An 8,960-nucleotide genomic window follows, 5' to 3' on the forward strand; every position below is an offset into this window, starting at 1 on the left:
GGGAGTGAAGCCGGGAGTGCTCCTTCGGTCGGGCTCCGCCCTCCCTGCGGAGCACTCCCGCTCGTTGCCCATCCACCCTCTGGGAGATATGCTTAGCCACACATAAAGAAGACTGACCGTGTAAACCATGTTTGCGGTTTATTGTGTAAACCATGAATGGATTGCACAAGACAAGGGCCCCGCCCGCAGTCGAACCGGTGGGGGGGACGGAATCGGCGAAATCGCCACCTAGGAGCCTGCGCCACAGAAAACTTTTCAGGGAAAATCCTCCCTGAAACAGTTGATATGTTGCAGAAAACAGGGGGACTATCCCTATAGTCATGGATTAACTGTCTGTTGTAGGGACTGTGGTCCACTTGAAGACCTCAAAAGTGCTCTACGGCGCAGACTCCCAGGAGATCCAGCCCGTAGTCGAACCGGTGGGGGGCAGACTCCGAGGTTCGTAAGTAGCCCCGGTTTCATTTTCGTATGATTTGCCCGCGCGGGGGCAGTATTGTTCAAGTATTTCAAGGGTCCAGGCTTAGCGTGAAGCTGGGAAGAGAAATTTGCCGAACGAAATGAAAAAGCAGCAGATCGACACTCTTTCCCAGTGCGCCCGGTGGCGCGCCCCGAAACGGGGGACGTTGGTGAGGCTTTCGATCCTGCTGCTGTCGCTTGCCTTCGTCTGCCCGGGGTGGTCCCCGGCGGAGCAGCGGTCCTCCCGCTATGCTGTGGTGGTCAGCGGGGCATCGGGTGGCGGCGAGTATGCCGACCGCTTCTGGGAGTGGTCCTCCAAAGTGGTCGCAACGCTCAAGGGCCCTCTGCAATGGCCTCGGGAGAATCTCTTCTTTCTGGCCGAGGACCCGAAGCGGGATCCTTCTCTGGCCACGGGCCGGGCAGTGAAATCGGTTCTGATGCAGGTGATCGGCGAGCTGGAATCCAGGGTTCGACCCGACGACCTGCTGTTCCTTCTGCTGCTGGGACACGGAAACTTCGACGGCAGCGACTACCGCTACAATCTGAGAGGGCCGGATCTGACCGGAGAGGAACTGAGCTCCCTCCTGGACCGGTTCCCGGCGCAACGGATCGTGCTGGTGTGCACCACGCCGGCCAGCGGCGCCCTCATCCCCAAGCTGAGTCGCGGCAACCGCGTCATCCTCACGGCCACCAAGAACGGGCACGAGGGAAACGAAACCGTCTTCGCCCGATTTTTCGTCGAGTCTCTCCACAACCCGGAGGCCGACACCGACAAGAGCCGGCAGGTCTCTCTGCTGGAAGCCTATTCCTTCACCCATCGCAAGGTGAAGGAGTGGTACGCGGCCAAGAACCGGCTGGCGACCGAGCACGCCCGCCTGGACGACAACGGAGACGGCGTCGGCTCAACCCTGCCGGACCTCGGAAGCGGCGAGGGCTCTTTGGCCGGCCAAGTTACTCTGGCCAAGCCGATCGAGGCCGTTTCGGCAGCCGCGTCCGGCCCGGCTCCGGCTGGGCTGGAGGCCCTGCGGACAAGGAAGCTCGAACTGGAGTCCTCCTTGAGGGAACTCAGGACCCGCAAGGCGGCTCTCCCATCCGCACAATATCAGGAACAACTGGAGGCACTGCTGGTCGAACTGGCCCGCACCGCACGAACCATTCGGGAGCAAACCGAACGCTGACCGGGCTCCGGCCGGAAAAGGCACAAAAAGAACCCTCCGATCGGCAAGACTCGAAATCAAGAAACTCGAAGCCTTTTGCAAAATTCGTCGTGCAGCTCTGCGGATTGCAAAAGGCTCACTCGTTTTGTGACTCTTGTGCTTTTTGTGGTTTCTGTTCCGGCTTGTGCTTATTGTGGAGAATGCTGGAGTCTGCTGCGCATCAAATGTGCCGGCTCTATCTCATGCCCGATTCCGAATTCTTGAAAAACGCTCGGACTTTGAACGCAATACCCTCCTCGTCCTGCGCCCGGCCGCCTGCGAAGACTCTCGGCGCTTCCCTGCTCACCGCCCTCGTCATTGCCGCCTTTCTCTGGCTGCCGGCGCCGCTCCCGGGCCTCACCCCGAATCTGGAAGAAGCCGACCGATCCTTCCTGAGCGGCGATTACCAGAGAGCCTTGCTTCTCTACCGCGAGTTGGCGGAGTCGGCGCCCCCTGCTTCCCTGCGGGCTCGCTTGGGCCTGCTGAAAACCATGCTGGCCACCGGCCGCTACCGTTCGGTGGAAGAACAGGCTCTCCGATTCCTGGAGGATCGCTCCGATTCCTGCGAGTTGCAGTTGTTGCTGGGGGAGGTTTACTCTCGGCGGGGAGAGTTTCCACTGGCGCGCCAGTCCCTGCAGAAGGCCCGGCACAATGTAAATTGCCGCAACCGGGCCGACTTGAAGCTGGCCCGAATACTCGAGGAGCAGGGACAGTCTCCGCAAAGCCGCAGCCTCCTGCTTGAACTGTATTCACGAATCGAGGCCCAGGATGGGAAAGACCTCGGCCTGGCGGCGATCGCTCTGCAGCAATTGCAGCAGTACCGGGAATCCAACCGCTACTATCGCAGGGCCACCCAGGCCGCACCTGACGACCTGGACACCCAGATTGCCTGGGGCAATCTCTTCCTGGAGAAATACGATCCGGCCAACGCCTCGACCAGCTTCAAGGCCGCGCTCAAGATCAATCCCAACCTTCCGGAAGCCCTGCTGGGCATGGCGCTCACCCTCGCCGGTGGACCCTCCGAGCAGGCGGAAGCGCTGCTGACGAAAGCCTTGAAAGTCAATCCCAACCTGGAGCCGGCCCACGCGGTCCTGGCCGAGATTGCCATCGACCGGGAGGATTTCGAGGCGGCCGAGAGGAGAATTCGCCAGTCTCTGGAGATCAATCCCCGATCCCTGAAGGCCCGCTCCCTCCAGGCTGTTCTGCACTACGCCCGAGGCGAAGAGCAAGCCCTGGAGGATGCCCTGCAGGCCCTGCTGGAACTCAATCCGCGATACGGGAACCTCTACCGGCATCTGGCCCGATATTGCGTGACCCAGCGGCTCTACCGCCAGGCGGTGGAGTTCTTTCGACAGGCCATCCGGTTGAATCCCAATCTCTTCAGCGCCTACGCCGACCTGGGGGTCAACCTGCTGAGGATCGGACGCGAGTCCGAGGCCAAGGAGATCCTGGAAAAAGCCTATCAGGTCGATCCCTTCAATCTCTGGACCGTCAACACCCTGCGCCTCCTGGACAGCTTCGTGAACTTCGAGAAGCTGACCACGCCCCACTTCAGCCTCAAGCTGCACCGGGAGGAGGCGGCCCTGCTGGGCCACTACGTTCCCCCGTTGCTGGAGAAAGCGTACGGGGCGCTCTCGACCAGGTATGGATTCAGCCCCCCCGGGCCGATCTACTTCGAGATGTACCCCAACCACGAGGACTTTGCCGTGCGTGCGCTGGGAGTTCCAGGTCTGGGCGCCCTGGGGGTCTGCTTCGGTCCCGGCATCGTCATGGACTCCCCAAAGGCACGCCCACGGGGACAGTTCAACTGGGCCAGCACCTTGTGGCACGAATTCGCCCATGTGATCACGCTGGGCATGACCGACCACCACGTCCCCCGCTGGCTCAGCGAGGGGATCTCCGTTATGGAGGAACACCGTGCCATGCCCGGTTGGGGGGACCGACTGGACCTGCAGACCCTGAAGTACGTTCAGCAGGGGAAGCTGCTTCCCATCCGGGAACTGAACGGCGGGTTTCTGCGCCCCAAGTTCCCCGGTCAGGTCGCCCTCTCCTACTTCCAGGCCGGCAAGGCCTGCGAATTCATCGAGGCGCGCTTCGGCTTTCCCAGGATCCTGGCCATGCTGGAAGGCTTCGGTCGACAAGCCTCTCTGGAGAATGTGCTCCGGCAGGTGCTGGATCTGTCTCCCGAGGACTTCGATCGCCAGTTTCAGGACTATATGCAATCGATCCTGGGAGGCGCCCTGGAGCACGTCGACTTCCAGCTCCTGGGGCAGAAGGAGCTGATCAATTCTCCCGAACGGCTGGAAGCGCTCCTGGACGAGCAGCCCCACAATTTTTTTGCCAACCTCAAAATGGCGGGATATTATCGAGAGCGCGGAGAAGAGGACGCAGCCATTCCCTTGTTGAGCCGCGCCAAGTCGGTGTTCCCCGCCTATGCGGGTTCGGACAGCCCTTACCGCCAACTCAGCCGGATTTACCGGCAACGCGGCCAGAACGAGGCGGCCATCGATGAACTTCGGCAGCTCACCGACATCCATGGCGCCGATCTGGAGTCGCTGACTACCCTGGCCACCTGGCTGGCGGAGGAGGAAAGGTCGCAGGAAGCTGCAGCGGTCCTGGAACGGGCGATCCAGGTCTACCCCTTTGACCGGGAGACCCACCAACAGTTGGGTGATCTCTTCATGGGGACAGGAGAAGCGGCCATGGCGGTGCGAGAGTTTCGGGCCCTGCTGGCGCTTCAGCCCCCGGACAGGGCGGCTGCTCACTACCAACTTGCCCGGGCCTTGTTTCGCCTCGGTCAGCGGGTCGAGGCCAAATCCGAGGTTCTCTCCTCCCTGGAAGTCGCCCCCGGGTATGAGCCGGCTCAGGAACTACTGTTGACCCTGGTGGAATAGGTGCCTGAATTATCCGGGCCGTCCGACTCAAGCGGGGTTGACAGGCCGCCGGACCACAGCCGGGATGCTTGCCCCCGAGCCCGCCCAGGTCACTTGAGCGTGGAATCCCGCGGGCTACAAAATCAGCTCCATGTCCATCAATCCTGAATCTGCCCAGGAAACAACCCTCGTCACCCCCGGGGAAGGCCTACCCGCCTCTTCCGAGGTGGAATTGCTGGAAAAGATGCGCCGGGCCCACGGGGACATCCTGCGGGAGATTCGCAAGGAGATCGTCGGACAGGACAGGGTGGTGGATCAGGTCCTGGTTTCCCTGTTTGTGGGAGGACATTCGATCATCACCGGCGTGCCGGGCCTGGCCAAGACCCTGTTGATCAAGACCATCGCCAAGGTCCTGGACCTGAAGTTCAATCGGATCCAGTTCACACCCGACCTGATGCCGGCCGATATCACCGGCACCGACATCATCGAGGAAGATCACACCACCGGACGGCGCACCCTGGTGTTCGTCAAGGGGCCGATCTTCGCCAACATCATTCTGGCCGACGAGATCAATCGAACCCCTCCCAAGACCCAGTCGGCCCTGCTGGAGGCCATGCAGGAATACAGCGTGACGGTTCAGGGTGTTACCTATGACCTCCAGCCACCCTTCTATGTGCTGGCCACCCAGAACCCCATTGAGCTGGAAGGCACCTATCCCCTGCCCGAGGCCCAGGTCGACCGCTTCATGTTCAACATTCTGATCGACTATCTCTCGGAGTCGGAAGAGATCCAGGTGGTGAAGGACACCACTTCCCTGCGCGACATTCGCTACCAGCCTTTGATTGGAGGGGCGGACATCGTGGAATTCCAGCGCGTGGTCCGCCGCATTCCCGTTGCCGATTCGGTGGCCCGATACGCGGTTCGACTGGTCCGGGCCTCCCGTCCCAGCGATCCCAGCGCTCCCGACTTCATCAAGTCCTGGGTCAACTACGGCGCCAGCCTGCGCGCTTCTCAATTCCTGATCCTGGGCGGCAAGGCCAAGGCGGTGCTGCAGGGCCGCTACAACGTGTCGGTGGACGACATCCGAGAACTGGCGCCTCCCGTCCTCCGCCACCGTATCCTCACCAACTTTCACGCCGAATCGGAACAAGTGGACTCCGACGCGGTCATTCGCAAGCTGATCGAAGCCGTGCCGGCGCCGGCCTCGGACTTGTAGGCCGGCGTTGGCACCCGCAATGGAGGCAGTCCAATGACTCCCCAGGCTGGGACGGTCTCCGAACACACCCCGCTGCGTTTCCTGGACCCCGCCGTCCTGGCCAGAATCAGCAACCTGGAGCTGGTGGCGCGAACGGTCGTGGAGGGATTCATCTCCGGCCTGCATCGATCTCCCTATCTGGGTTTCAGTGTGGATTTCGCCCAGTACCGTCAATATATCGAGGGAGACGACATCCGCCAGATCGACTGGAAAGTGTATGCCCGATCCGACCGGCACTACGTCAAGCAATATGAGGGTGAGACCAGCACCAACGTCTACCTGCTGCTGGACATCTCAGGCTCCATGGCCTATCGCTCGGGTTCCGTCTCCAAGATGGAATACGCCCGCTATCTCACGGCCAGCCTGGCCTTTTTCGCCCAGCGCCAACGGGACAGAGTGGGGTTGACCACCTTCGCCGCAGGCCTGGTGGACCAGTTGCCCCCCCGCTGCCGCAGGGAGCACCTTTCGAGCCTGCTGCACCTGATCGACAAGGCAAAAGCCGATGCCGGAACCGCCTTTGGGAAACCGCTGCAGGCGCTGGCGGAGACCATCCGCAGGCGAGGAATCGTCGTCCTGGTTTCCGATCTCCATGCTCCGACCGGTGAGGTTGCGGAGAGCATTCGCCAATTTCGCTCCCAGGGCAACGACGTGATCGTCATTCAGGTTCTGGATCCCCGGGAGCAGCGGTTCGATTTTTCCGATTCCGTTCAAATGGTGGACATGGAGACCCGCCGCAAACTGATCATGGTTCCGGCACTGGCTCGAGCCGACTATCTGGCGCGACTCGAGCGCCATCAGCAGGAGATCAGGAACCACTGCGGCGCCTTGGGAGTTGACTTTTTGGTCATGGAAACCTCCCGTCCCCTGGATCTGGCTCTCTACCGCTACCTGTCCACCAGGCAAAAATCCAGGTAGGCCCGAAGGGCCCATCGGTTCCGCGGCGCGCCATGCAATTCCTCAATCCCCTGTTCCTTGTCGGCAGTCTCGCCCTCATAGCTCCGATCCTGGTCCACCTGGTGCGGAGGGAAACCTCACGCCGGGTTCTCTTCAGCTCGTTGATGTTCGTCCGGCGCACCACCAAGGCCTCCCTTCGGAAGCAGCGGCTGCGACATCCCCTGCTGCTGCTTCTGCGCATGGCCGCCCTTCTGCTGCTGGTGCTGGCTATTGCCCGGCCACTGCTTACCGACCCCGACGCCGTCGGTCTTTCCGGCTCGGGCGGCCGATCCTTGATCCTTCTGCTGGACGACTCGTTCAGCATGCGCTTCGGGGACCGCTTCGAGCGGGCTCAGGCTCAAGCCCGAACCATTCTGGGGGGCATGGGTCCCGGAGACCGGGTCCAGACGGTCCTGTTCTCGGACTCCACGCGCCTCCTCAACCGGCCGGAGGCCAATCCCAGGGAGGTCGGCAAGCTCATCGACGCCCTTGAGCCGGGGTTTGCCGGGACCGACTACGGTCCGGCGCTGCGGCTGGCGGGCCAACTCCTGGCCGCGACTCCGCACGGATCCCCGGAGATCCATTGGATCAGCGACTTTCAGGAGTCGGGTTGGCAACCGGGATCGCCCAACGTCTCCATCGATGACAGGGTTGAGCTTCGCGCGTACCCGGCGGCGCAGGCTCCCGGGCCCAATGTCTCGATCGGCCGCCTGACGGTCGAACCCGAAAATCGTTCCGCTTCCCGGATAGCCGTCACCGCCGAAATTCGATCCCAGCATCTCCGGCAGGCGACGAACTCGGCCCTGGTCCTGGAGATCAACGGTCAGCCGGCCCGCAACCGAACAGTCCGCCTGGAACCCAACGATAGCAGGCAGGTCCGGTTCGAGTCGGTAACCGTTCCCCGAGGCGAGTCCACTGCCAGACTTCACCTCCAGTTCAAGGATGCCCTGCCTCAGGACAACTTCGCCTACTGTTCCCTTTCCCCTCCCCCTCGGCTGAAGACCCTGCTCCTGGGGGCCGACCGCCGGGATCACTACTACCTGAACCGGGCTTTGACGGCCAGTCCCGATTCCTCTCTGGACGTGAAGGTGGCCGAACCAGGGCGGATTCCACCGTCCGAGCTGTCTTCCTACGCCGCGGTGATTCTGAACAACTACGGCCCCATTCAAGCGGGGATGGCCTCGGCCCTGATCCAGTTTGTCAAATCGGGGGGAGGGCTGCTGCTGATTTCAGGCCGCCAAACCCATGCCGAGAGCCTGGGGGGCCTTCAAGAGATCCTGCCCGCCACCCTGCTGAAGCGGTACCGAGCCGCCGGCCGAGGCAAAGACCAGCGCATCGGGCTCCTGCAGAAGCGCCATCCGATCTTCAACCATTTCGAAGAAGTCCATCATTCCTATTTCATGGCCACCGCCTACACCGACTTCTTCCTGGCGGAGCCCCTGGCAGACAGCCAGGTGCTGGCCGCCCTCCAGGATGGGAGTCCGTTGCTGATGGAGCGGCAGTCCGGCAAGGGTCGGGTGCTGCTGTTCACTTCATCCCTGGATCGAAACTGGAACCAACTCCCATTGAAGTCGGTTTTCCTGCCCTTCTGCCAGGAAATGGTCAGATACGCTGCCCGCTTCCGGCCCTCCCCGCAAGCCTACAGGGTCGGAGACAGAGTCGCGCTCCAATCCCTGGCTCCCCAATGGGCCAAGGCGCTGGCGACGCTCTCGACCTCCGGCCGCTCATTCGCACATACCTGGACTGTGGTTGAGCCCTCCGGCCGGGAAATCCCCCTGGAGGATCCGTTCGGTGAAAACCGGTCCGCACTGAAACTGACCGAACCGGGCTTTTACCGATTCCGGGTGCAGGAGACGGAGAACCTGCTGGCTGCCAATCTGGACCCTCGGGAATCGGATTTGCGAGCCCCGAACCCGGAGCAACTCCTGGCGCAATTGCCGCGGATAGCCAGCCAGGAAGGAGCGGCTCCGCGACAGCCAACCTCCGTCGACCGGCGCCATGTCCTGGAAAACCGGCAGCACCTCTGGTGGTACCTGGTACTGATCGCCTGTCTGGTGTTGTTGGTTGAGAGTTTGCTGGCGAACCGGTATTCTAGTGTTCTGTCTCAGAAATAGGGTTGCCATCTTTCGGAGCGCAATGGCGCCGGATTCCAGGAGCGAAGACGAGCCAATGCCGTTCATTGCGAGGAGGAGCGACGACGAAGACGGTGCCGTTCCGCCCGAACCCGGAGGGCCGATGGAGGTTCCC

General features: G+C 62.0%; 5 protein-coding genes. All 5 read left to right on the plus strand.

Annotated features, from left to right (window positions below; genetic code table 11):
- Positions 1-557 precede the first annotated feature (557 nt).
- Positions 558-1,634: a hypothetical protein gene (locus tag OXI69_09240; GenBank protein ID MDE2666324.1), complete on the plus strand. Its 1,077-nt coding sequence runs from the start codon at positions 558-560 to the stop codon at positions 1,632-1,634.
- Positions 1,635-1,891: 257 nt separating this feature from the next.
- Positions 1,892-4,546 carry a tetratricopeptide repeat protein gene (locus OXI69_09245; GenBank protein MDE2666325.1) on the plus strand — a complete coding sequence of 885 codons (2,655 nt, stop codon included), beginning with the start codon at positions 1,892-1,894 and terminating at the stop codon, positions 4,544-4,546.
- 223 nt (positions 4,547-4,769) lie between these two features.
- Entirely contained in the window at positions 4,770-5,741 is a 972-nt protein-coding gene (locus OXI69_09250) for an AAA family ATPase (GenBank protein ID MDE2666326.1), read from the plus strand.
- A gap of 33 nt (positions 5,742-5,774) precedes the next feature.
- Complete coding sequence (locus OXI69_09255) at positions 5,775-6,695, plus strand: DUF58 domain-containing protein (protein MDE2666327.1); 921 nt, start codon at positions 5,775-5,777, stop codon at positions 6,693-6,695.
- 32 nt (positions 6,696-6,727) lie between these two features.
- Positions 6,728-8,827, plus strand: coding sequence for a BatA domain-containing protein (locus tag OXI69_09260; protein MDE2666328.1), 2,100 nt, complete (start codon positions 6,728-6,730; stop codon positions 8,825-8,827).
- The last annotated feature ends 133 nt before the right edge of the window (positions 8,828-8,960 follow it).

This window comes from Acidobacteriota bacterium (assembly GCA_028875575.1).
Lineage (GTDB): Bacteria > Acidobacteriota > Terriglobia > Versatilivoradales > Versatilivoraceae > Versatilivorator.